This is a genomic window from uncultured Brevundimonas sp. (genome assembly GCF_963975535.1).
GTDB lineage: Bacteria > Pseudomonadota > Alphaproteobacteria > Caulobacterales > Caulobacteraceae > Brevundimonas.
Map to the genome: position 1 here is coordinate 1 of NZ_CAXBHE010000017.1, position 22455 is coordinate 22455.

General features: G+C 66.0%; 19 protein-coding genes. 3 read left to right on the forward strand and 16 right to left on the reverse strand.

Annotation, left to right across the window (positions count from 1 at the left end; genetic code table 11):
- Nucleotides 1-141: 141 nt before the first annotated feature.
- The 4 genes from fusA to AACZ75_RS15240 form a co-directional block, all read right to left on the reverse strand.
- On the reverse strand, nt 142-2220 hold the full coding sequence (fusA, locus tag AACZ75_RS15225; RefSeq protein ID WP_339874015.1) for an elongation factor G: 2079 nt from the start codon (nt 2218-2220) through the stop codon (nt 142-144).
- Nucleotides 2221-2368: 148 nt separating this feature from the next.
- The gene (gene rpsG / locus AACZ75_RS15230) at nt 2369-2842 is read right to left on the reverse strand and encodes a 30S ribosomal protein S7 (RefSeq protein ID WP_300446425.1); all 474 of its coding nucleotides are present in this window, start codon (nt 2840-2842) and stop codon (nt 2369-2371) included.
- A gap of 66 nt (nt 2843-2908) precedes the next feature.
- Entirely contained in the window at nt 2909-3280 is a 372-nt protein-coding gene (gene rpsL, locus AACZ75_RS15235; RefSeq protein WP_339874019.1) for a 30S ribosomal protein S12, read from the reverse strand.
- Between the two features lie 275 nt (nt 3281-3555).
- Nucleotides 3556-3855 carry a hypothetical protein gene (locus tag AACZ75_RS15240; RefSeq protein ID WP_339874021.1) on the reverse strand — a complete coding sequence of 100 codons (300 nt, stop codon included), beginning with the start codon at nt 3853-3855 and terminating at the stop codon, nt 3556-3558.
- An 83-nt stretch (nt 3856-3938) separates the two neighbouring features.
- On the opposite strand from AACZ75_RS15240, the gene AACZ75_RS15245 reads away from it, so the two are divergent.
- Nucleotides 3939-4688, forward strand: a complete 750-nt coding sequence (locus AACZ75_RS15245; protein WP_339874023.1) for a hypothetical protein — start codon at nt 3939-3941, stop codon at nt 4686-4688.
- Nucleotides 4689-4956: 268 nt separating this feature from the next.
- Here AACZ75_RS15245 and AACZ75_RS15250 read toward each other — a convergent pair whose 3' ends face one another.
- From AACZ75_RS15250 to AACZ75_RS15285, 8 genes are all read right to left on the reverse strand, one after another.
- On the reverse strand, nt 4957-5133 hold the full coding sequence (locus AACZ75_RS15250) for a hypothetical protein (protein WP_339874024.1): 177 nt from the start codon (nt 5131-5133) through the stop codon (nt 4957-4959).
- Nucleotides 5134-5198: 65 nt separating this feature from the next.
- Entirely contained in the window at nt 5199-5480 is a 282-nt protein-coding gene (locus tag AACZ75_RS15255; protein ID WP_339874025.1) for a hypothetical protein, read from the reverse strand.
- A gap of 259 nt (nt 5481-5739) precedes the next feature.
- Nucleotides 5740-5916: a hypothetical protein gene (locus AACZ75_RS15260; protein ID WP_339874026.1), complete on the reverse strand. Its 177-nt coding sequence runs from the start codon at nt 5914-5916 to the stop codon at nt 5740-5742.
- A gap of 238 nt (nt 5917-6154) precedes the next feature.
- Nucleotides 6155-10351 (reverse strand): DNA-directed RNA polymerase subunit beta', encoded by a 4197-nt coding sequence (gene rpoC, locus AACZ75_RS15265; RefSeq protein WP_339874027.1) that lies wholly within the window; start codon nt 10349-10351, stop codon nt 6155-6157.
- Between the two features lie 97 nt (nt 10352-10448).
- The gene (gene rpoB / locus AACZ75_RS15270) at nt 10449-14564 is read right to left on the reverse strand and encodes a DNA-directed RNA polymerase subunit beta (RefSeq protein ID WP_339874029.1); all 4116 of its coding nucleotides are present in this window, start codon (nt 14562-14564) and stop codon (nt 10449-10451) included.
- A 297-nt stretch (nt 14565-14861) separates the two neighbouring features.
- The gene (locus tag AACZ75_RS15275; RefSeq protein ID WP_339874031.1) at nt 14862-16223 is read right to left on the reverse strand and encodes an acyl-CoA thioester hydrolase/BAAT C-terminal domain-containing protein; all 1362 of its coding nucleotides are present in this window, start codon (nt 16221-16223) and stop codon (nt 14862-14864) included.
- A 50-nt stretch (nt 16224-16273) separates the two neighbouring features.
- Nucleotides 16274-16498: a helix-turn-helix transcriptional regulator gene (locus AACZ75_RS15280; protein WP_339874033.1), complete on the reverse strand. Its 225-nt coding sequence runs from the start codon at nt 16496-16498 to the stop codon at nt 16274-16276.
- Nucleotides 16491-17105: a hypothetical protein gene (locus AACZ75_RS15285; RefSeq protein WP_339874034.1), complete on the reverse strand. Its 615-nt coding sequence runs from the start codon at nt 17103-17105 to the stop codon at nt 16491-16493. The genes AACZ75_RS15280 and AACZ75_RS15285 overlap by 8 nt, the downstream gene beginning before the upstream one ends.
- Before the next feature lie 110 nt (nt 17106-17215).
- Here AACZ75_RS15285 and AACZ75_RS15290 point away from each other — a divergent pair, with 110 nt between their 5' ends.
- Both AACZ75_RS15290 and AACZ75_RS15295 read left to right on the forward strand, forming a co-directional pair.
- The gene (locus AACZ75_RS15290) at nt 17216-17719 is read left to right on the forward strand and encodes an FKBP-type peptidyl-prolyl cis-trans isomerase (protein WP_339874036.1); all 504 of its coding nucleotides are present in this window, start codon (nt 17216-17218) and stop codon (nt 17717-17719) included.
- Nucleotides 17720-17749: 30 nt separating this feature from the next.
- Nucleotides 17750-19726 (forward strand): peptidase M61, encoded by a 1977-nt coding sequence (locus tag AACZ75_RS15295; protein ID WP_339874038.1) that lies wholly within the window; start codon nt 17750-17752, stop codon nt 19724-19726.
- A 39-nt stretch (nt 19727-19765) separates the two neighbouring features.
- Here the strand turns inward: AACZ75_RS15295 and AACZ75_RS15300 are convergent, their stop codons facing one another.
- The 4 genes from AACZ75_RS15300 to AACZ75_RS15315 form a co-directional block, all read right to left on the reverse strand.
- Nucleotides 19766-20446, reverse strand: a complete 681-nt coding sequence (locus tag AACZ75_RS15300; protein WP_339874040.1) for a type 1 glutamine amidotransferase domain-containing protein — start codon at nt 20444-20446, stop codon at nt 19766-19768.
- A gap of 138 nt (nt 20447-20584) precedes the next feature.
- Nucleotides 20585-20968 (reverse strand): 50S ribosomal protein L7/L12, encoded by a 384-nt coding sequence (gene rplL / locus AACZ75_RS15305; protein ID WP_339874042.1) that lies wholly within the window; start codon nt 20966-20968, stop codon nt 20585-20587.
- A gap of 68 nt (nt 20969-21036) precedes the next feature.
- Nucleotides 21037-21552, reverse strand: a complete 516-nt coding sequence (gene rplJ, locus AACZ75_RS15310) for a 50S ribosomal protein L10 (RefSeq protein WP_339874044.1) — start codon at nt 21550-21552, stop codon at nt 21037-21039.
- A 395-nt stretch (nt 21553-21947) separates the two neighbouring features.
- Nucleotides 21948-22409, reverse strand: coding sequence for an NUDIX hydrolase (locus tag AACZ75_RS15315; RefSeq protein WP_339874045.1), 462 nt, complete (start codon nt 22407-22409; stop codon nt 21948-21950).
- Between the last annotated feature and the right edge of the window lie 46 nt (nt 22410-22455).

The window sequence follows — 22455 nt, forward strand, 5'->3', positions numbered from 1 at the left end:
CAATCGTGCCGATGTTGCAATGCGGCTTGTTACGTTCGAACTTTTCCTTGGCCATTCTCTTCTCTCCGTCCCCTGAACAGGGGGCTTACCTTGGGTTTTCAGGGGATCCGGACAGGCGGGGCCTGTCCGGAACACAGGGGTTTAGGCGTATTTCTTGATCACTTCGTCGGCGACGTGCTGCGGCACCGGCTCATAGTGGTCGTACTGCATGGTGAACTGGGCGCGGCCCTGCGACATGCCGCGAAGCGTGTTCACATAGCCGAACATGTTGGCCAGCGGCACGAAGGCGTTCACGACGGTGGCGTTACCGCGCATGTCCTGACCCTGGATCATGCCGCGACGGCCGTTCAGGTCGCCGATGACCGAACCGAGGTAGTCCTCGGGGGTCACGACCTCGACCGCCATGATCGGCTCGAGCAGCTTGGGCGCGCCCTTTTCCTTCAGTTCGCGGAAGGCGGCACGGGCCGCGATTTCGAACGCCAGCACGCTGGAGTCGACGTCGTGGTATTTGCCGTCCGTCAGGGTCGCCTTGAAGTCGATCAGCGGGAAGCCGGCCAGCAGGCCGCCGTCCTTGATGGACTCGAGACCCTTCTGGACGCCCGGGATGTATTCCTTGGGCACGGCACCGCCGACGATCGAGTTCTCGAACACGAAGCCCGAACCGGGTTCACCGGGTTCAAAGGTGATCATGACGCGGGCGAACTGGCCCGTACCACCGGTCTGCTTCTTGTGGGTGTAGTCGATGTCGACCTTGCGGCCGAGGCTTTCACGATAGGCGACCTGCGGCTGGCCGATGGTCGCGTCGACCTTGTAGGTGCGGCGCAGGATGTCGATCTTGATGTCGAGGTGCAGCTCGCCCATCCCCTTGAGGATGGTCTGGCCGGACTCGTGATCGGTCGAGACGGTGAAGGAGGGATCTTCCGAGGCCAGCTTGGCCAGGGCGACGCCCAGCTTCTCCTGGTCGGCCTTGGTCTTGGGCTCGACCGAGATCTCGATCACCGGGGCCGGGAATTCCATCTTCTCGAGGATGACGGGCGACTTGGTCGGATCGCACAGGGTGTCGCCGGTGCGGGTGTCCTTCAGGCCGGCCAGGGCGACGATGTCGCCGGCGTAGGCTTCCTTGATGTCCTGACGGTCGTTGGAGTGCATCAGCAGCATGCGGCCGACACGTTCCTTGCGGTCGCGGCTGGAGTTCAGCAGGCCCATGCCGGTTTCCATCTTGCCGGAGTAGATGCGGCAGAAGGTCAGCGAGCCGACGAAGGGGTCGTCCATGATCTTGAACGCGAGGACCGACAGGGGCTCGTCGTCCGAGGCGCGACGCACGACCGGCTCTTCGGTGCGGAAATCGATGCCCGGCGTCGGCGGAATGTCGACCGGCGACGGCAGATAGTCGACCACGGCGTCAAGCAGGGTCTGGACGCCCTTGTTCTTGAAGGCCGAGCCACACAGGATCGGATAGAAGGCACCGGTCAGAACGGCCTTGCGGATGCATTTCTTCAGCACTTCCAGCGAGGGCTCGGTGCCGTCGAGGTAGGCTTCCATGGCTTCGTCGTCGAGCTCGACGGCGTTGTCGATCAGGTACTGACGGGCGGCCACGGCCTTGTCCATCAGATCGGCCGGGATCGGGCCGACGGTGAAATTGGCCCCCAGGGCGTCGTTGTCCCAGATCACCGAATTCATGGCGACGATGTCGACCAGACCCGACAGCGAGCTCTCCGAACCGATCGGGAACTGGATCGGCACGGCCTTGGCACCGAGGCGGTCCCGGATCGACTGGACCGAGGCGTCGAAGTCGGCGCCGATCTTGTCCATCTTGTTGACGAAGACGATGCGCGGCACGCGGTACTTGTCGGCCTGGCGCCAGACGGTCTCGGTCTGGGGCTCAACGCCGGCGTTGCCGTCCAGCACGGTCACGGCACCGTCGAGCACGCGCAGCGAACGTTCGACCTCAATGGTGAAGTCCACGTGGCCGGGGGTGTCGATGATGTTGAGGCGCTTCTCTTTCCAGAAAGCGGTCGTGGCAGCCGAGGTGATCGTGATCCCCCGCTCCTGCTCCTGGTCCATCCAGTCCATGGTCGCGGCGCCGTCGTGGACTTCGCCGATCTTGTGGGACTTGCCGGTGTAGTAGAGAATCCGCTCGGTCGTCGTCGTCTTGCCCGCGTCGATGTGGGCCATGATGCCGAAGTTGCGGTAGTCCTCGATCTTGTTGATACGGGCCATGATAGCGTGCCTTGAAGTGAGTTCAGGACGCGTTTCGCGCCCTCGGGAAATATCGGTCTGTGCGGATAAACAGGCGCGGGCGATTTAGCTCAAACCGCCCGCGCCGGATAGTCTCAGATAGGGATTGCGGGTGGCGCTTTGAAGGCGCCTACCAGCGATAGTGGCTGAAGGCGCGGTTCGCTTCGGCCATCTTGTGGGTGTCTTCGCGCTTCTTGACCGCGGTACCGCGGTTGTTCGAGGCGTCCAGCAGCTCGGCGGCCAACTTCTCGGTCATGGTGTTCTCACCGCGCTTGCGCGCGGCATTGACCAGCCAGCGGATGGCCAGGGCGCGGCGACGCTCGGGGCGCACCTCGACCGGAACCTGATAGGTGGCACCACCGACACGACGCGAGCGGACCTCGACGGCCGGAGCCACGTTGTCCAGAGCGGTGTGGAAGGTGACGACCGGCTCCTGCTCTTTCTTCTTGTCGGCCAGGATCTCGAAGGCCCCGTAGACGATGTTCTCGGCGACGGCCTTCTTGCCCTCGTACATGACGTAATTCATGAATTTGGTGACGATCAGATCCTTGAACTTGGGATCCGGCAGAACTTCGCGCTTCTGGGCGCGGTGACGACGGGACATGGAGTTGGCCTTCTAAATCGGTGGCGGACGGCCGGTGGAAACCGGCGAATGGAATGAAGCGGTCGCTTATTTCGGGCGCTTGGTGCCGTAGTGCGAACGACGCTGCTTGCGGTCCTTGACGCCTTGCGTATCGAGCACGCCGCGCAGGATGTGGTAGCGAACGCCGGGAAGGTCTTTGACGCGGCCGCCGCGGATCAGCACAACCGAGTGCTCCTGCAGATTGTGGCCCTCGCCGGGGATGTAGCACACGGCTTCGATGCCGGTGGTCAGACGCACCTTGGCGACCTTACGCAGAGCCGAGTTGGGCTTCTTCGGGGTCGTCGTATAGACGCGGGTGCAGACGCCGCGGCGTTGCGGGCAGCCCTTCAGGGCCGGAACCTTGTTGTGGACCGGCTTGGGTTGGCGCGGCTTGCGGATCAGCTGGTTGATCGTGGGCATTAAGAACTCGTCTCTTTCAATCGATGGAGGCGTGTGCCTGTCGGCCGGGGCGCCTCGGATGCCTTCTTTTGGAGACCGCCTGACGGCGCCCCCCGGGGTTTGGTTTCCGAGATGGGGCGCGACCAAACGAAAAAACCGGAACGCGCGCTTCGGGCGTTCCGGCGGGCACAGCCCGTCCGCTAAATTGTCACGATCCCGGACCGGCGGCGAACCGTCAGTCCTCGAAAGTCCGCGCCGTTTACGCTTTGACCGCCGTCAGGTCAAGCATGGGGCCGTCACGGGTTGCGAAACCGCATCGTGAATTCGATCGTCTCGCCGGGCTGCCATGTGTCGTTGGACCGAAGCCTTGCCTTGGCCACACCGGCGAGCGCCTTCTCGGCATAGCCGCAGCCGGGTGCCGTCTCACGAACGACCTCGCATTCGGCCACTGTCCCGTCGGCCTGGACGATGCAGGCGACCACAACCACAGCCTCCTCCACCCGACGGCATCGGAGTGGTGGAGATGTGCCCCATGCGGGGGTCGTCGAGACCATCAGCGTGGCCAGACCGAGCGTGATTCCGACAAGTCTGATCATTCCCCACCGTCATGCCTGAGCCGGACCAGCCCCAATACCGCCACGCTCACCCGCCTATCTGGACGCCGACGGGTGGGGGATCAATGGCTGGGCTGGCGAGGCTGCAACGACCGGGACGCGAACGCTGGCGCACGCCCGCCCTTGTCGCGGCGTCCGCGGCCCTGCACGGCCTGGTGCTGGGCTATCTGGCCCTGACCGCCGTCGGCGTCGGCGGCCTCGATCCCGTCGCCGTGCCGCGCGTGTTCATTCCGCTGCGGCTTGAGCCCCGGCCGTTGCTGCCGAACGAGCGGGTCCGGGTGCCGACGCCGCCGCGCACCGTCCCGCCCGAGCGGACCGCGGCCGCGACGTCCGTCACCCCGTCCGCGCGCCGACCCGAGGAGGACGAGACCCGCCCGGCCCCGCCGGTGCCGCGTCAGGCCCTGCCCGCCCTCGATGCCCCACCGGTCGATGACCGCTGGCGCGTCCGCCCCCGGGCCGCCGTCGCGGGCCCTGGACTGCGCGCCGGAGGCTGCAACCTGCCGCCCGGTCGGCTGACCGAAGCCGAACGCACCGCCTGCGACGCGCGATTCGGCGCGGCCGCGCTCGGCGCGGCCCCGATCCGCGGCACCGGCGATCCCCGGCGCGACGCCCGCTTCGCCGCCGAAGGGGCCCAGGCCCTAGCCGCCTATGAGAAGCTGCGCCGTCCGCTGTCCGGCGGCATCGGCATCGTCGGCCCCACCGACGGGGTCGGATCGAATTTCGGCATGGGCGTCGCCGGGGCCCACATGGACCCGTCCCTGCGCCCGGACTCGACCGAGAATATCCGCACCAACCGCCGCGACGGGCCGCGCTGAAGGGGAGGACGGCGATCAGGCGGCAGGGCCGCTCGCGCCGGGAATGAGGCTGGAGGCTCAGCCATCACCTGGCCGGCACTTGGCTAGCAGTGCCTCCGAACGATGCGGGCCCCCGTGCCGTCGAATTCTGGGGCGACACGGAATCTCTGTTTCCGGCTGTTTACTGCGCATGCCCACGGCCCGAAAGAACAGTGCGAACGCAAACAGTGTGGAGCGTCGGGTCATGGCCCTGACACTCAAAGGACGTTCTGGCCGAAGCCGGTGAACCTTACGGAAGCCGTGACGCAGAGCGCCTTCCTCCGAGCGCGCCAACGCAAGCGCCGACGACCGCTCCGACAATGCCTGCTGCTTCAACAGGCGCTTCCGGAAAGAACAGCGCGAGGCAAATTCCGCCCACCAAACCGGCCACGGCGCCAATCAGTACAGCAATCACGATCAGCTTCATTTGAGATTCTCCATCTCGAGGAATCAGCGGTCGCGGAGGCGACCGCTGATCTTCTTCAATCTATTTCACTCGTCTGAAAGCACTTGAACGACGATAGACGTGACTCCGCCAGCCAGTCCCCCACCGATCAAGCCGACAGCCGCTCCGAACAGCCCGCCTGGGACGGCACCAACACCGCCTGCCGCCGCTCCGACCAACGAACCCGTAAACAAGCCGCCGACAGCACCGCCCGCGGCACCGCCAATGGTGGCCACACCGACACTGCGCCAGTCTACATCGCCCGCGCCGCTTACGGCATCGATCTCAAACATATTCAGTTCACGCACGTCCCAAGCAGGAGCCGTCATGGCTTCCCTCCATCAGCTATAAGTTGAAATACGCGATCCGGATCACAAATCCAGGTTGCGGCCGTGTGTTCAGTTCGTCAAGGTAAGCTTTCGTTTCAGTTGCAAGGGCCAAGCCTCACCGTGTCCGACCTGGTTCGTCATGAGGCCGTTACAACGCCAAGCGCCGCCTTAACGGCGGTGACGCCCTGGTCACCGTTTCGCAGCCAGATAGAACCGGGGCGGGACCCGAACGTCCGGTCCCGCCCCGGTGGTGACGCACTCAGTTCGGGCCCGACACTTCCAGCGGATCGGGGAAGATAATCGGCATCTTGATTTCAGGGCCGATGACGATCGGCGGAATGCAGCCTTCGCCGTTCGGGCCCGCGATCACGCCATTGGCACCACTCACGCTGGCGATCTCTAGGTTGGTCAGCACGCGCTGTTCATTGGTCGACATGGTCAATCCCTCCCTGGCCCGGATTGGGCTTCAAAGAGGATCGGAAACCCAAGGGGTTCAGTCAACTTGAATTTGTAACTTGGCCACAAAACCCGTCACGCGGGATCGAAGGGTCCGACGTTGTCGACCCGGGCGCGCGCTCAAACAGCGAGGCTCGGCGAGCCTGGCGTAACTTCCAGAGAAAAAGGGCGGCCCCGTCACCGGAGCCGCCCCTTCAGTCTCTTCCGTGACCGGAAGATCAGCTGCCGCTGCTCTCCAGCTCCAGCGCCAGATCGGCCGGCAGCGGCTCGACCGCGGCTTCGCGGGTCTTGGTCAGCTTGGCGTCACGCTCGTTGGCGATCTTCTGCAGGCTGCGGAGATAGGCACCGGTACCCGCCGGGATCAGGCGGCCGACGATGACGTTCTCCTTCAGGCCTTCCAGCGTATCGACCTTGCCGTTGACCGAGGCGTCGGTGAGGACGCGGGTGGTCTCCTGGAAGGACGCCGCCGAGATGAAGCTGCGGGTTTGCAGCGACGCCTTGGTGATGCCCAGCAGGACCGGCTGGGTGATGGCCTGACGGCCCTTGCGCTTCTCGACCTTGAGGTTCTCGGCCACGGCTTCCGCCACCTCGACCGTGTCGCCACGGATCAGGGTGGTCTCGCCGGAGTCGAGAATCTCGACCTTCTGCAGCATCTGACGGACGATAACCTCGATGTGCTTGTCGTTAATCGGCACGCCCTGGAGGCGATAGACTTCCTGCACTTCGTTGACGAGATACTCCGCCAGCGCCTCGACACCCTGGATACGCAGCAGATCGTGCGGATCCGGGTTGCCGTCGATGATGTAGTCGCCCTTCTGGATCAGATCGCCGTCGTGGACGGAGATGTGCTTGCCCTTCGGGATCAGGAACTCGACGGGCTCGGCCTGGTTGCCATCGGCATCCGGCTCCGGCGTGATCTTGATGCGGCGCTTGTTCTTGTAGTCGCGTCCGAATTCAACGCGACCGTCCATCTCGGCGATGACCGCGCAGTCCTTGGGACGACGGGCCTCGAACAGCTCGGCCACCCGCGGCAGACCGCCGGTGATGTCGCGGGTCTTGGCACCCTCGGTCGGGACACGGGCGATGACCTCACCCGGCTTGACCTGGTCACCGTTGGACACGGACAGAACCGCGCCGACCGGCAGCAGGTAACGGGCTTCCGAACCCGAGGCCAGCTTGGCATAGCTTTCGCCGTTGATGACGCCGAGCGCGGGACGGAGGTCCGCCCCCCGCGGGCTGGCCCGCCAGTCGGAGACGACGCGCTGGGCGATACCCGTGGCCTCGTCGGTCTCTTCCTTGACGGACAGACCCTCGACCAGGTCCTCGAACCGGATCGCGCCACCGACTTCGGTCAGGATCGGGCTGGTGTAGGGGTCCCACTCGGCCAGACGCTGGTTCTTCTTGGCCTCGGAGCCTTCCAGCACCCGCAGACGGGCACCGTAGGGGACCTTGTGGCTTTCGCGATCCTTGCCGTCGACGACGATGGTGATCACGACGTTGCGGCTCATCGCCACCAGATCGCCGTGCGCCGCCTTGACGGTCGGGCCCGAGATCCGGACGGTCCCGGGGTTGGTCGCCTCGTAGAAGGAGGTTTCCGCCACCTGGGCCGTACCACCGATGTGGAAGGTCCGCATCGTCAGCTGGGTGCCGGGCTCGCCGATCGACTGGGCGGCGATAACGCCCACCGCTTCGCCGATGTTGACGTTGGTGCCGCGCGCCAGGTCACGGCCGTAGCACATGCCGCAGATACCGGCTTCCGCCTCGCAGGTCAGGCCCGAGCGGACCTTGACCGACTGGACGCCGGCGGAGTCGAGCAGGTCGACCTCTTCCTCTTCCAGATAGGTGTCGGCCTTGAACAGGACCTTGTCGCCACCCGGCTCCTTGATGTCCTCGGCCGCATAGCGACCCAGGACCCGCTGGCCCAGGGAGACGAGGACGTCACCGCCCTCGACCACGGCACGCAGGGTGATGCCCCGGGTCGAACCGCAGTCCTCCTCGGTGACGATCGAATCCTGCGCCACGTCCACCAGACGACGGGTCAGATAACCCGAGTTGGCGGTCTTCAGCGCGGTGTCGGCCAGACCCTTACGGGCCCCGTGGGTGGAGTTGAAGTACTCGAGGACGGTCAGGCCTTCCTTGAAGTTCGACACGATCGGGGTCTCGATGATCTCGCCCGAGGGCTTGGCCATCAGGCCGCGCATGCCGCCCAGCTGCTTCATCTGGGCCTGCGAACCCCGGGCACCGGAGTTGGCCATCATGAACACCGAGTTGATGTCCGGGGCCTGGCCCTTGAGCAGAACGCGCGGCTGCGCGATCTCGGCCATCATCTCGTCGGCGACCCGGTCCGTGGCCTTGGCCCAGGCGTCAACGACCTTGTTGTACTTCTCGCCCTTGGTGATCAGGCCGTCCGCGTATTGCTGCTCGTATTCCTCGACCAGGGTTCGGGTCTCGGCGACGATCTCGACCTTCTTGGCCGGGATCACGATGTCATCCTTGCCGAACGAAATGCCGGCCTTGGCAGCTTCACGGAAGCCCAGGCCCATCATCTGGTCGGCGAAGATCACCGTCGCCTTCTGACCGCAGTGGCGATAGACCACGTCGATCAGATTGCCGATTTCCTTCTTGGTCAGGTTCTTCTCGAGCAGGCGGTAGCCGACGTTCGGGTTCTGCGGCAGCAGGGCACCCAGCTTCATCCGGCCCGGCGTGCTGTCGATGACCTTGGTCACGACCTTGCCTTCGGCGTCCTGTTCGGTCCAGCGCGCCTTGATCTTGGTGTGCAGGGACACGACGCCGCCGTCGAGGGCCGCATCGATCTCGCCCATGTTGGCGAACAGCTTGCCTTCACCCGGCTCACCGTCCTTGACCAGCGACAGGTAGTAGAGACCCAGCACGATATCCTGCGAGGGCACGATGATCGGCTTGCCGTTGGCGGGCGACAGGATGTTGTTGGTCGACATCATCAGGACGCGCGCTTCCAGCTGGGCCTCGAGGCTCAGCGGCACGTGAACGGCCATCTGGTCGCCGTCGAAGTCGGCGTTGAAGGCGGCGCAGACCAGCGGGTGCAGCTGGATGGCCTTGCCCTCGATCAGCTTGGGCTCGAACGCCTGGATGCCCAGACGGTGCAGCGTCGGCGCGCGGTTCAGCATCACCGGGTGCTCGCGGATCACCTCTTCGAGGATGTCCCACACCTGGGGCTGTTCGCGCTCGACCATGCGCTTCGACTGTTTGACGGTGCCCGACAGGCCCTTGGCGTCAAGGCGCGCATAGATGAACGGCTTGAACAGCTCGAGCGCCATCTTCTTGGGCAGGCCGCACTCGTGCAGCTTGAGGTCCGGACCCACGACGATGACCGAACGGCCCGAATAGTCGACGCGCTTGCCGAGAAGGTTCTGACGGAAGCGGCCCTGCTTGCCCTTGAGCATGTCGGCGAGCGACTTCAGGGGGCGCTTGTTGGCACCGGTGATGACCCGGCCGCGACGGCCGTTGTCGAACAGGGCGTCGACCGACTCCTGCAGCATCCGCTTTTCGTTGCGGATGATGATGTCCGGCGCGCGGAGCTCCATCAGCCGCTTGAGGCGGTTGTTGCGGTTGATGACCCGGCGATACAGGTCGTTCAGGTCGGAGGTGGCGAAACGGCCACCGTCCAGCGGCACCAGCGGGCGCAGTTCCGGCGGGATGACCGGCACGACCGTCAGCACCATCCACTCGGGCTTGTTGCCCGAGTCGAGGAAGGCCTCGATCAGCTTCAGGCGCTTGGACGCCTTCTTGGCCTTCATCTCCGACGGGCTGTCGGCCAGCTCACCGCGGTGACGTTCGGCCTCGGCGTGGAGGTCGATCCCCATCAGCAGGTTGCGCACGGCCTCGGCACCGATCTCGGCGGTGAAGCCGTCATCGCCGAACTCGTCCTGGTACCGGTAGTACTCGTCTTCCGTCAGGAGCTGGCCCTGCTTCAGCGGGGTCAGGCCCGGCTCGGTGACGATATAGTTCTCGAAATACAGAACCCGCTCGACGTCCTTCAGGGCCATGTCCAGCATCAGCGAGATGCGCGACGGCAGCGACTTCAGGAACCAGATGTGGGCGGTCGGGCTGGCCAGTTCGATATGGCCCATCCGCTCGCGCCGCACGCGGGCCAGGGTGACCTCAACGCCGCATTTCTCGCAGATAATGCCCTTGTACTTCATGCGCTTGTACTTGCCGCACAGGCATTCGTAGTCCTTGGTCGGGCCAAAGATACGCGCGCAGAACAGGCCGTCACGCTCGGGCTTGAACGTCCGGTAGTTGATTGTTTCCGGCTTCTTGATCTCACCGAACGACCACGACCGGATCTTCTCCGGCGACGCCAGGGCGATCTTGATCTGGTCGAAGGTCGGAGTGACCGGGAGCGGGTTGAAGATGTTCAGGACTTCCTGGTTCATCTTGATTCCTTCTGCGGCGAGGCCGCGAATATTGAGACGATGGAGAGAGCGCGGGACCGTCCCTCCCCGCTCGCGCGGGGAGGGTTCATTCGGTCGGTCAGCTGTTCTCCAACTCCACGTTCAGACCCAGCGAGCGCATTTCCTTGACGAGCACGTTGAAGCTCTCGGGAATGCCCGCCTCGAAGCTGTCGTCACCACGGACAATCGCCTCGTAGACCTTGGTCCGGCCGGCGACGTCATCGGATTTGACCGTCAGCATCTCCTGCAGGGTGTAGGCGGCGCCGTAGGCCTCGAGAGCCCAGACCTCCATCTCCCCGAAGCGCTGACCACCGAACTGGGCCTTGCCGCCCAGCGGCTGCTGGGTGACGAGCGAGTACGGTCCGATCGAACGGGCGTGGATCTTGTCGTCGACCAGGTGGTGCAGCTTCAGCATGTAGATGTAGCCGACCGTGACCGGACGCTTGAACTGCTCGCCGGTCTGGCCGTCGTAGACGACCGACTGACCGGACCGATCCAGGCCCGCCTTCTCCAGCAGGTCCTCGATGTCGACGATGTGGGCACCGTCGAACACCGGTGTGGCGAACGGAACGCCCTTGGACAGGTTGCGGGCCAGTTCGACCAGATCGTCCTCGTCCTGCGGCAGCGGCGTATCCTTGCCGTAGATGCTCGACAGGTGATCGATCAGCGCCTGCTTCTGGCCGCCCTGTTGCCAGGCCTCCAGAAGACCCTGGATCTGCTTGCCGAGACCGGCGGCGGCCCAGCCCAGGTGGGTTTCGAAGATCTGGCCGATGTTCATGCGCGACGGCACGCCCAGCGGGTTCAGAACGACGTCGACCGAGGTCCCGTCGGCCAGGTGCGGCATGTCCTCGATCGGCAGGATCTTGGAGATGACACCCTTGTTGCCGTGACGGCCGGCCATCTTGTCGCCGGGCTGCAGCTTGCGCTTCACGGCCACGAAGACCTTGACCATCTTCATCACGCCCGGGGGCAGTTCGTCGCCGCGCTGCAGCTTCTCGACCTTGTCCTCGAAGCGGCGGTCGAGGGCTTTGCGGGCGTCCTCGAACTGCTTCTTCATGGCTTCCAGCTCGCCCATCGCCTTCTCGTCATCGAGGGCGATCTGCCACCAGAGGCCACGCGACAGCTCGGCCATCTTCTCGGCAGTGACGACGCCGCGGCCCAGGCCCTTCGGACCCGAGACGGCGTTCTTGCCGAGCACCAGCGGCTGCAGGCGGCCGTAGACGTTGCGCTCCAGGATCGCGAGTTCGTCGTCGCGGTCCTTGCCGAGGCGTTCGATCTCCGAACGCTCGATGGCGATGGCGCGCTCGTCCTTGTCGACGCCGTGACGGTTGAACACGCGCACGTCGACGATGGTGCCGGCCACGCCGGGCGGCAGGCGCAGGGAGGTGTCGCGGACGTCCGAAGCCTTCTCGCCGAAGATGGCGCGCAGCAGCTTCTCTTCCGGCGTCATCGGGCTCTCGCCCTTGGGCGTGACCTTGCCGCACAGGATGTCGCCCGGCTGGACCTCGGCCCCGATGGCCACGATGCCCGCCTCGTCGAGGTTGCGCAGGGCCTCCTCGCCGACGTTGGGAATGTCGCGGGTGATCTCTTCCGGTCCCAGCTTGGTGTCGCGGGCCATGACCTCGAACTCGTCGATGTGGATCGAGGTGAAGACGTCGTCGCGCACGATGCGCTCCGAGATCAGGATCGAGTCCTCAAAGTTGTAGCCGTTCCAGGGCATGAAGGCGACGAGGGCGTTGCGCCCCAGGGCCAGTTCACCCAGGTCCGTCGACGGGCCGTCGGCGATCACGTCACCGACCTTGACCTCATCGCCCACGCGCACGATCGGGCGCTGGTTGATGCAGGTCGACTGGTTGGACCGCTGGAATTTGGACAGGCGGTAGATGTCGACGCCCGAACGGCCGGCGTCCAGCTCGTTGGTCGCGCGGACCACGATGCGGGTACCGTCGATCTGTTCGACGACACCGTCACGGCGGGCCACGACCACGGCACCGGAGTCGACGGCGACCACCGATTCCATACCGGTGCCGACCAGGGGCGCGTCCGACTGGACCAGGGGCACAGCCTGACGCTGCATGTTCGCGCCCATCAGGGCCCGGTTGGCGTCATCGTTTTCCAGGAACGGGATCAGGGCCGCGGCGACCGAAACGACCTGTTTCGGCGACACGTCCATCATGTCGACGTCGGCCTTGATCAGCAGCTGGGATTCGCCGTTGATCCGTCCGGGGACCAGGTCCTCGACGATCTCGCCCTTGTTCAGGACGATGTTGGCCTGGGCGATCGTGTATTTCGACTCCTCCATGGCCGAGATGTAGACCACCTCGTCCGTGGCCTTGCCGTCCTTCACGCGCCGGTAGGGGCTCTCGATGAAGCCGTATTTGTTGACCCGCGCGTGGGTGGCCAGCGAGTTGATCAGGCCGATGTTCGGGCCTTCCGGGGTCTCGATGGGGCAGATGCGGCCGTAGTGGGTCGGGTGCACGTCCCGGACCTCGAAGCCGGCGCGCTCGCGCGTCAGACCGCCGGGGCCAAGCGCCGAAAGGCGACGCTTGTGGGTGATCTCGGACAGCGGGTTGGTCTGGTCCATGAACTGCGACAGCTGCGACGAGCCGAAGAATTCACGCACCGAGGCCGCGGCCGGCTTGGCGTTGATCAGGTCGTGCGGCATCACCGTGTCGATATCGACCGACGACATGCGCTCCTTGATGGCGCGCTCCATGCGCAGCAGACCGACGCGGTACTGGTTTTCCAGCAGCTCGCCGACCGAACGGACCCGGCGGTTGCCGAGGTTGTCGATGTCGTCGATCTCGCCGCGGCCGTCCTTCAGGCCGACCAGGATCTTCAGCACTTCCAGCACGTCATCCTTGCGCAGGACGCGGATCTCGTCCGAGACGTCCAGCTCGAGACGCATGTTCATCTTGACCCGGCCGACGGCCGACAGGTCGTAGCGTTCGCTGTCGAAGAACAGCGAGTTGAACATGGCTTCGGCGGCTTCCGGGGTGGGCGGCTCGCCCGGACGCATCACACGATAGACGTCGAACAGGGCGTCCTCGCGGGCACTGTTCTTGTCGACCCGCAGGGTGTTGCGCATGTAGGCCCCGACCGTGACGTGGTCGATGTCCAGCACGTCGATGGTGGTGAAGCCGCGCTCTTCCAGCAGGGCGATCGATTCGGCGTCCAGCTCGTCGCCGGCCTCGACGTAGATCTCGCCGGTCTCGTAGTTGACGGCGTCTGAGGCCAGATATTTGGTCAGCAGGGCGTCAGCGGCCAGCGACAGCGACTTCAGGCCACCGTCGGCCAGCTTCTTGGCGGCGCGGGCGCTGATCTTCATCCCGGCCTGGGCCACGACTTCACCGGTGTCGGCGTCGACGAGGTCAAACTCGGGCTTCACGCCTTTCCAGCGCTCAGCCTTGTAGGGGGTGACCCAGCCTTCGCCGCGCTTCTCATAGGGCACGGTCTCGTAGAAGGTACGCAGGATCTCCTCGCCGTCCATGCCCAGGGCATAGAGGAAGGTGGTGGCCGGCAGTTTGCGGCGACGGTCGATGCGAACGTAGACCACGTCCTTGGCGTCGAATTCGAAGTCGAGCCACGAACCGCGGTACGGGATCACGCGGGCGGCGAACAGCAGCTTGCCCGAGCTGTGCGTCTTGCCCTTGTCGTGGTCGAAGAACACGCCCGGCGAACGGTGCATCTGCGAGACGATCACGCGCTCGGTGCCGTTGACGACGAAGGTGCCCTTGTCGGTCATGAGCGGGATGTCGCCCATGTAGACGTCCTGCTCCTTGATGTCCTTGACCGAGCGGGCACCGGTTTCCTCGTCGGCCTCGAACACGATCAGGCGCAGCTTGACCTTCAGCGGCGCGGCATAGGTCATGTCGCGCTGGATGCACTCCTCGACGTCGTATTTCGGCTGTTCGAACTCGTAGGAGACGTACTCCAGCACGGCGCGTTCGTTGAAGTCCTTGATCGGGAACACCGACTTGAACACGGCCTCGATGCCCTGGTCCTTGCGCGGTCCCGTCAGGACGTCGCGCTGCAGGAACTGCTCGTAGGAGGCGCGCTGAACCTCGATCAGGTTCGGCATCTTCACCGCTTCGGGGATGCGCCCGAAGGATTTACGGATGCGCTTCTTGCCGGTGAAGGAGGTGGCGAGCGCGATCTGACCGCTCAGGGCGAGACCGTCTGTGGTGTTGGCCATTCTTGTTTCCCAATCCGCGCGAGGCCCCGTCCAGTGAACGGCAACCCCTGCGTCAAATGCAGCAGCAGCCGCGCCGGCGCACGGGTGCGCTGTCGCGGCTTCGGTTTCTCGGTGCCCACCCTCGATCCCGAGGGATCAGGGCACCAGCAATGTCGAAGCTCCCTTGGGGAGGAGCTCGCCTTCGCACCGGTCGGAGGGCGACGGACCGGGCCTCGGCGCTACGCGCGGACTCATAGTGAGTTGTGCGGAACCGGGACGTATACTCGCTTTTTCGACGAAATAAAGGCCATCGCCGACCTATCTTTCGCCGGGACCCAGCGTCCGCTGCAGAAAGGCCAGGACCTGCGGCCAGGCGTCAGCCTGCGCCCGGGCATTGGCCGCGGCGGTGCCGCCACCGCGCGTCACCTCGCCGGCGGTGGGGGCCCAGCCGTCACCGCCGACGTCATGACCGGCGTCCGGATAGACCAGCAGTACGGTCTCGCGGCCGGCGGCAGACCGGCTGGCGGTGAGGTTGCGGGCCATCTGGCCCGAGCGCCATTCCCGATCCGCGTCGCCGGCCACCAGCATGACCTCTCCCGGAAAATCCTCGATCCGGATACGGGCCGCCGCCTCACGGTCGGGATGGGCCGCCCGTCCGTCCTCGTGGATCTTCAGCAGGTCGGCATTGCCCGGGCCGGCCAGCAGGCCGTCGACAAAGCCCACATAGGGCATGAACGGCAGGGCCTCGCCGCGGAACGAAAAGGAGGATCGGGTTCCCTCGGCCTGAATGGTCTCCAGTCCCCAGCCCTCCCAGACGAGGTCAGACGGCGCAAAGGCCACGACCGAGGTGATCCATGGATATTTGCTGGCGGCGACCAGGGCGAACTCCGCCCCCTTGGACCCGCCGAACAGGGCGATCCGGCCTGCGTCCACGTCAGACCGGCCGGCCAGCCAGTCGCGCAGCTCGGCGATCTGGTCGACGCGGATGTCGATAAAGCTGCCGGGCAGACCCGGGATTTCCTTCGGCGGGCCATAGTCACCCCAGTCAGGAGAATAATAGGGCAGACCGACGACCGCATAGCCGAGGGCGGCCAGCTTGCGCCCGTACCGGTCGCTGGCCCGGGTTCCGCCGTCGGCACCGTGCAGCACGACAATGACCGGCCGCTGTCCGTCACCGGGCGCGCGGTACAGACGGGCGGCGGGAAAGCCGGGGATGTCCTCGACGTCGATGGCACCGACCGCACCGACCAGCCGGGTCAGACCCGTTGCCACCACCTGACCGGCGACCGTGGCGGTCAGCCGGACCTCGCCCGAGCGCCAGTCGGCCGGCAGGTCGTCGCCGGTCGGGACCATCGACCAGAACAGTCCGGCCGCGTCGACACCGTCGTAGTCTCCATCCACGGGCGAACGGGTCGTCAGCTCAATTCGCCCCCGCGCATCGGCGGTGAAGCGGGCGCGGGAGCGCCAGACCGCGTCATCACCGAATCGCCGTGCAGCGCTGATGTCAACGGCCTGACCCGGCGCGACGCCCGTCAGAACGACAGCGACCGGCTGCCCGTGGGGCACCGGACCTTCAGGCATGATCTCGAAGCTCTGGGCGGTCGCGGCACCGGCCGCCAGGACAGCGACAAGCGCGGCGGTTCCGGCCAGGACCCGGATCGGGCGTCGTGCATGGGTCATGATCTCATCCTCGGGTGCACGCCTCGGCGCGCGGCATTGGGGTTCGGGGCTCAGGTCGTCGGCGGGGTTCGCCAGAAGAAAACGTCATCCACGCCCCGGTCGAAGACGTGCGCCAGCCGCATGGCCAGCTCCAGGGACGGGGCGTAACGCCCCGCCTCCAGCGAGATTACGGTCTGCCGGGTCACCCCGGCCGATCGGGCCAGCGCGTCCTGGGTCATCTCGCCGTGCTCGAAACGCAGCCGCCTGAGATGATTACCGATGGCCAGTTCAGCCATCGGCGTCGTCCCCGGGTCGCGCCGCCGCCCAGTAGCCGACCAGTTGCGTCGCCTGCTTTGCCAGCCCGCCCAGCATGATCAGCACCAGCAGCAGATTGCCCAGCACGAAGGGTGAGAGTCGCTCCAGCACCGGCGGCGGGGCAAACCCCAGGGTCAACGACAGGGCGATCAGCAGGATCGTCAGCGTCGCGTGGCCGACATGGGCCCCACGCGCCGCCATCTCCTGATCACGCTCGTCCCTTTCCATCCGCGGCGGCCGGACGATGACCCAGCCAAGGATCGCGGCCGCAAGCAGGGTCCAGTTATCCAGGGCCAGCGTATTGCCCTGCCCGAGGTGCAGATCGACCCCCTGCAACAGCGCCGCGGTTAAATGTCCGCTCAACAGGCCGAAGGCCGCCATCGAGTGCCACGAGGCCCGCTCCCGGGCCCCCGGCTCATCGCCGGCGCTCAGCCGCCGCGCATCCCAGTGCCACCGCACGGCGGACGCCGCCAGCAGCAGGACGGCAGCCCCGATCCAGCCCGGCCGCACCGGCCAGTCGAACAGGGGCCAGGCCAGAAAGGCCCCGAAGCCCAGGCTGATGGCCAGCACGCTGAATATCCTGATCACACGTACGCTCCAGATGACTTGATGTAAGGTGTAGCATACATTTTGTCATGTCAAGCGCACGCCATCGGAAAGCTTTCCGCACCGAGCCGGACCCTGCTAGCCTGACGTCCATGAAGCACCTTCTCCTGACCACCGCCGCCGCCCTCGCCCTGTCTGCCTGCGCGACAGCGGCCCCGCCCGTCGTCGATCGCGGGGCACCGTCGCAGGCACGCTGGGACGCCGGACAGGCCGCCTATCTGGCCTGGAACGCCGACCGCCCCGGCTGGACCACAACCGCCAGCGGCCTGCAGTACCGTCGTGAGGGCCGCGCCCACCCGCAGGGTCGCCGGCCCACCGCCACCGACACCGTCCGCGTCCACTATGCCGGCACCTTCATCGACGGTCGCGAGTTCGACAGTTCCTGGACCCGTGGCGAGCCCGCCGAGTTCCCGCTGAACCGCGTGATCAAGGGCTGGACCGAAGGCGTCGCCCTGATGCGTGAGGGCGAGACCTACCAGTTCGTGATTCCGGCCGCGCTGGCCTATGGCGACCGCTGGGTCGGCGGCGACGAACTGCCGCCCAATTCGACCCTGAGGTTCAAGGTCGAGCTACTGGCCGTCCTGCCTGCCGCCTGATTGTTCCGTCCCCACCGCGTTCGAGTTCCCATGTCCCACACCCGCCTGACCGCCGCCGCCCTCGCCCTGCTGCTGGCGAGCACCGCCCTGCCCGCCCTGGCCCAGAGCCCCGGTACCCCGTGGGTGACCGAGGCGCGTGAGGCCGCCCTGGCCCTGCCCCGGGCCCAGCCGGTCATTCCCGCGCCCGAGGACAAACCCTATCCGGGTGTGATCCAGTACCGGGCCGACGCCACCGACCTCGAGCGCCGCATCGTCTCGGTGCATCAGACCGTACCGGTCAGCGCCGGCCCGATGACCCTGCTCTATCCGCGCTTCCTGCCGGGCAACCATGCCGGCACCGGCCCCATCCAGCTGGTGGCCGGGCTCACCATCACCGGCGGCGGCGAACGGATCGAATGGCTGCGCGACACCATCGACCCCTATGCCTTCCACCTCGACATCCCGGCCGGGGTCAGCGAGATCACCGTCGAATTCCAGTGGCTGACCCAGCCCGACAGCAGCCAGTGGCGGGTCGTCATGACGCCGGCCATCGTCAACATGGAGTGGGAAAAGGCCATCCTCTATCCGGCCGGCTATTTCGCCAACCAGATCCAGGTGGCCGCCTCGATCCGCCTGCCCGAAGGCTGGAACTACGGTACCGCCCTGACCACCACGACCTTCGCGGACGGCGTGGCCAGCTTCGAACCGACCGATCTCTATACCCTCGTCGACAGCCCGATGTTCGCCGGGGCCCATTTCCGCCGCATCGACATCGACCCGGCCGGCGACAGCGTCCATCTGAACATCGTCGCCGACTCGGCCGAACACATCGCCCTGACCGCCGACCAGCTGGCCCTGTACGAAAACCTCGTGACCCAGGCCGACCGCCTGTTCGGATCGCGCCACTTCGACCACTACGAATTCCTGGTGGCCCTGACCCGCCAGCTGGGTGGCATCGGCCTCGAGCATCACCGCTCGTCGGAAAACACGATGAGCCCGGACTTCTTCACCAACTGGAGCGCCAGTGCCGGGGACCGCGGGCTGCTGCCGCACGAATATGTCCACTCGTGGAACGGAAAATTCCGGCGACCGGCCGACGAACTGACCGCCAATTATAACGTGGCCAGCCAGAACACCCTGCTGTGGGTCTATGAGGGTCAGACCGAATACTGGGGCGATGTGCTGTCGGCCCGGTCCGGCCTGGCCAGCCGCGAGGTCGCCGTGGCGACCCTCGCCACCATCGCCGGCTTCTATGATGCCCAGCCGGGTCGCCAGTGGCGCGCCCTGCACGACACCAACAACCACAACCTGCTCGGCTACCGCGTGCCCGGCCAGTATCCGTCGTGGATGCGCAGCACCGGCGACTACTACCGCGAGAGCGCCCTGATCTGGCTCGACGCCGACACCCTGATCCGCGAGGGCACGCGCGACCGCAAGAGCCTGGACGATTTCGCCCGCGCCTTCTTTGGCGTCGACGACGGCGTCTATACGCCGCTCGGCTACACCTTCGAGGATCTGGTCGCGGCGCTGAACGGTGTCTATCCGCACGACTGGGCCGGCTTCCTGCGCGACCGGCTCGACGCCGTCGGCCCCGATGCCCGCGCCCCGCTGGACGGCATCACCCGGGCGGGCTGGGCGCTGACCTGGGTCGACAGCCTGACCCCGGTCGAGAAATCGGTCCAGGGCGGCTGGGCCCGCGACTTCCAGTACTCGCTGGGCTTCACCCTGTCGGGAACCAGCAACCGGCTGGCCAATATCCGCTGGGACAGCCCGGCCTTCCGCCTCGGTATCGGCGAGGGCTGGGAGCTGGTCGCGGTCAACGGCACCGCCGCTGACGCCGGCCTGCTGCGCGCCGCCGTGACCGCGGCCAGGGACACTGACGCCCCGCTGGATCTGCTGTTGAAGTCCGGCGACCGCTACCGCACCGTCGCCTTCGACTACCACGACGGTCTGCGCTACCCGCGCCTGGTCCGCATCGAGGGCACCCGCGACCGGCTGGCCGACATCTACGCCCCGCGGCGGCGCTGACGAAAAAGGCGGCGGGCCCGGGAACCCGCCGCCGTGCCTTCAGGCCCTGAGCAGACCCAGCAGGGCCTCGGCCGCCTCACGGGACGAGGCAGGATTCTGGCCCGTGACCAGCTGACCGTCGGTCAGCACATACGAGCCCCAGTCGGGGCCCTTTGAGTAGTCGCCGCCATTGGCCTTGAGCATGTCCTCGACCAGGAAGGGCACGACCTTGGTCAGGCCGACGGCCTCTTCCTCGGTGTTGGTGAAACCGGCGACCTTGCGCCCCTTGACCAGCGGCTCGCCGTCCTTGCCCTTCACCGATTTGAACACCCCCGGCGCGTGGCAGACGGCGGCGACCGGCTTGTCGGCCCGCACGAACGCCTCGATCAGGCTGATGGAGTGGCCGTCCTCCGCCAGATCCCACAACGGCCCGTGGCCGCCGGGATAGAAGACCCCGTCGAAATCGTCGGCCGACACGCTGTCCAGCCGCACCGTATGGGCCAGCACCTTTTGCGCGGCCGCGTCGTCCTTGAAGCGGCGGGTGTCGTCGCTCTGGGCGTCCGGTTCGTCACTCTTGGGGTCCAGCGGCGGCTGGCCGCCCATGGGCGAGGCCACCACGATCTCGGCCCCGGCGTCCTGCAACGCATAGTAGGGGGCGGCGAACTCCTCGAGCCAGAAACCGGTCTTCTGACCGGTGTCGCCGAGCTGATCGTGTGAGGTCAGAACCATCAGGATCTTCATGGGGGGCGTCCTTCGTTCGGGGGCGGTGCGTGGATGCGGTCCACCGCGGCTGTCGCCAGTCCAAACGCATACGGGCCCGGTGGTTTCCCACCGGGCCCGCTGAAGTTTTGCGATCCGGTCCCGAAGGACCGGGCCAGATTACTTGATCTGGATGGTCGCGCCGGCTTCTTCCAGCTTCTTCTTGGTCTCTTCAGCGATCTGCTTGGAGACGTTCTCGAGGACGTTCTGCGGAGCGCCTTCGACCAGGTCCTTGGCTTCCTTGAGGCCCAGGTCCGAGCGAACGCCGCGAACTTCCTTGATCACGTTGATCTTCTTGTCGCCGCCCGAGACGAGCACGACGGTGAACTCGGTCTGCTCTTCGGCGGCTTCAGCCGGAGCAGCGCCACCACCGGCCGGCATGGCCATGGCGACGGGAGCAGCGGCGCTGACGCCCCACTTTTCTTCCAGCAGCTTGGAGAGTTCGGCAGCTTCGAGGACGGTCAGTTTGGACAGGTCTTCGACGATCTTGGACAGGTCGGCCATGGTTAGATTCCTTCGGAGGATTGAGGTTCAGTTGGGAGGGTTTGCAGAGATGGAAGGGAGCGGTCCGCTTACGCGGCGTCCTTGGCGGCATAGGCGCTGAACACCCGGGCCAGTTGGCTGGCGGGAGCTTGCACGACGCCGGCGATCTTGGTCGCGGGGGCGTTGAGCAGGCCGAGCAGCGAGGCGCGGATCTGATCCAGCGACGGCAGTTTGGAGAGAGTCTCCACGCCCTTCGCGTCCAGAACCTTGTCACCCATGAAGCCGCCGAGAACGACGAAGCGGTCGTTGCCCTTGGCGAAGTCAGCGGTCACCTTGGCGGCCGTCACCGCGTCGTCGGCATAGGCGATGCCCACGGGACCCTTGAACAGGCCGTGGTAGTCGCTGCCTTCAGCGGCTTCGAGCGCCTTCAGCGCCAGGCGATTCTTGATCACCTTGAACGTGCCGGCTTCCTTGCGGAGGCGGCCACGCAGATCTTCCATTTCCGCAACGGTCAGACCCAGGTTGTGGGTCACGACCACGGTGCCGGCGCCGGCGAAAACGCCCTTGAGCGTCTCGATCGACTCGGCTTTTTGTGCGCGGTCCATTGCGGTCTCCAGTCTGGTATTCGCCGCCGGGCTTATTCCCGAAGGCGGATTGGCCAAAGCGCCCCGCATCGCTGCGAGACGTTGAAGCCGGTCGTAATGTCCGAAGGATGCTCGAACCCCGACGTCCGGATACCGGAGCGTCTGGCGTTGTCTGCGTCCCCATCTCCCCACGGCACCAGAGGGCTCTCTGGCGGTTACGGCGCGGGTGACCCCCACGCCCCGAAGTTCTCGGACAGGACCGTCATCGGCAGAACCGGTGACGGGAAGCGGCGCTCTTACAGGGGAACCACGGGGAAATCAACGACCATTGAGGCCCGGCTCGCCGGCCCTGTTGATCCGGGATCATCCCGGCACCCCGGGTCGGCCGGTAGTCGGTCAACCGGCCTCACCCGGGTTCAGCCCGGCGCGCGCGCACTCAGAAAGGCGAAGGCCTCGATCAGGGCCGTCAGTTCGGGCTCGTCGACGCGGCGCGACGCCTCTTCCGGCATCACCCATTCCCGGTCGCGTTCGTCGCGTTCGGGCCAGACGTCGAGGATCTCGGTGACCTGCAGCGGAAACACGTCGACGGCACACAATTGGGTCTTGTCGCCCTTCAGCCGCTTCAGGTAGCGGAACATGCCCAGCGGCTCACCGGCGATGTCACCCCGGACCCCGGCCTCCTCGAAGGCTTCCTGGGCCGCGGCCTCGTGCGCGGCGCGGTCCTTCATCGGCCACCCCTTGGGGATGACCCAGCGCTTCGTCTCGCGCGACGTGATCAGCAGGATCTCCAGCCCCCGCGTGCCCGTCCGCCACGGCAGGGCCGCGAACTGATGGCGCTTGTCGCGGCGGTAGATCTTGCTGGTCTTGCGTTTGGTCAATTCACTCGGGTTCCATCGTTCGCACCGGCCGGATGGCGCTGGGTGT